Genomic DNA, 466 nt, shown 5'->3' with positions numbered 1-466 from the left:
ACCGTACCCATTATTCCGGGGCTGAAACCTATTGCTACCAAGAAACAACTCAACTTGATTCCGCATCGGTTTAATGTAGATTTGCCCGATGCATTGATTATGGAAGTCGTTCGGGCATCAACGCCTGAAGCGGTGAAACAAGTGGGAATTGAATGGTGCACCACCCAAAGTAAGGAACTTATTGCGGCAGGAATTGAGGTGCTGCATTATTACTCGATGGGGAAAGCGGAAAACATTAAGGAGATTGCGAAAGAAATTTTTTAGTGCGAACGGTTCAGGAGCGGTGTGGTTGTTTGCGTGAGGGCTTGAGTGGAGCTCTTTTTTGTGGGGCGATTTTTTTTCGCCCCACAAAAAAAGCGGGAACGGAAGCCCGACCCCGATTTTTTCTATCGGGGTCACGCCCAAAAAATAGTAGAAAAGGTTTTTACAAACGTTCGTCGTGTTGTGATAAATCAAGTCCGAGGTG

1 protein-coding gene is annotated in these 466 nt (G+C 46.1%); it reads left to right on the top strand.

The genetic code is table 11. The features are described 5' to 3' along the window. The coding region (locus tag FHK88_RS03640) for a methylenetetrahydrofolate reductase (RefSeq protein WP_227429421.1) at positions 1–264 on the top strand (264 nt) is incomplete at its 5' end. Positions 265–466 lie beyond the last annotated feature (202 nt).

The organism is Psychrobacter sp. I-STPA6b (genome assembly GCF_020662265.1).
GTDB lineage: Bacteria > Pseudomonadota > Gammaproteobacteria > Pseudomonadales > Moraxellaceae > Psychrobacter.
This window is presented reverse-complemented; position numbering and strand designations above follow the sequence as displayed.